Source organism: Pseudoalteromonas sp. Ps84H-4 (assembly GCF_024124645.1).
GTDB classification, from domain to species: Bacteria; Pseudomonadota; Gammaproteobacteria; order Enterobacterales; family Alteromonadaceae; genus Pseudoalteromonas; species Pseudoalteromonas lipolytica_C.
The window spans coordinates 1-1,191 of sequence record NZ_JAMXSK010000079.1 but is presented as its reverse complement, the minus strand read 5'-3'; the positions used below and the strand labels follow the sequence as shown (position 1 = coordinate 1,191).

At 47.0% G+C, this 1,191-nt stretch carries 1 protein-coding gene; it reads right to left on the bottom strand.

Annotated elements, in window-relative coordinates:
* Positions 1-91: 91 nt before the first annotated feature.
* A partial coding sequence (locus tag NH454_RS22265; protein ID WP_253040215.1) for a reverse transcriptase domain-containing protein occupies positions 92-1,191 on the bottom strand: 1,100 nt, incomplete at its 5' end.

Sequence of the window (1,191 nt, the reverse complement as noted above, 5' to 3'; positions counted from 1 at the left end):
AGTAGAGTAAGAGGCGGGGCGTAGTCGTGCTATCTCCCAACCTCTCCTCTCCGAACCGGACGTGCACCTTTCAGCGCATCCGGCTCTCCACTTAATTGTGGCTAACAGCCATTGCAACATCTTGATATCTTGAGGTGACAGTATTTCTGACCTCGTCCTCGTTCCGGCAATACGGGTTCGATTCTGGTAATCGCCATCTAAAAGGTCGTTTAGGGCTACTCACTAATCGAAATAGTGATTGACCGCATAAGTTGCCTTTGTTGCTCCTACCGAAATAGACCCATGTTTTCGCTTTGCCGGGTTCTGGTCGTCTGATCAACTTCATCATTAGCTTCTTGATGCTGGTTTTAAACTTAGCTGCGAACCAGTAAGCCAGTTTCCAGAATACCGCTCTGTCTATCTTACTATAAACCTTAGCCGTGAAATCGGTATGACGGTAAAACTGTGACCAGCCTTTAAGTTTCTGGTTAAGTTTTTCTATCTTATCGATTGGACTACAGCTATAGTCACCAGATAGTTCTTTGTTGAGCGAACAAGTAAACGCTCTCGCTTTATCTTTCGGGATAGTGCTGACCACACGCATGTTGCCTTTTGGGCCTCGTTTGCGGATCACTCTATGTCCCAAGAAGACAAAGCCGTCATTGACATGAGTAACTTGGGTCTTCTCCATGTTCAACGTAAGCTTGAGTTTGCTTTCCAGAAAGTCTCGGCATTGCTCTCGGATCACCTGCGCCTGTTGTTTGGTGCCTTTGACGATAACAACAAAGTCATCGGCATAACGACAGTATGCGACGCCAGGCTTCCATTGTCGCTCCTCCTCAAGGGCAGGCTTGCGACCGATCTTGATACTGTGGTTCCAGTACCAGCGATCTTTACGTGCCTTTTTGCTAAGGTAGCATTGGTTCAGGTACTGATCGAACTCATTAAGCATGATGTTTGACAGCAGTGGTGAGATCACGCCACCTTGCGGTACGCCTTGGTTAGTGGCACAGAACAGGTTCTTTTCAACATGACCGGCCTTGATAAAGAGCCAGAGCAGCTGATTGAACCGTTTACAGGCAATCCGTTTACGGACGCACTTCATCAATAATCGATGATGAACTGTATCAAAATAGCTCGACATATCGCCTTCAATCACCCAGCGTCCTTTCTCCTGACTGGAATCAGTCAACTGAAGTTTTACTGTCCGGA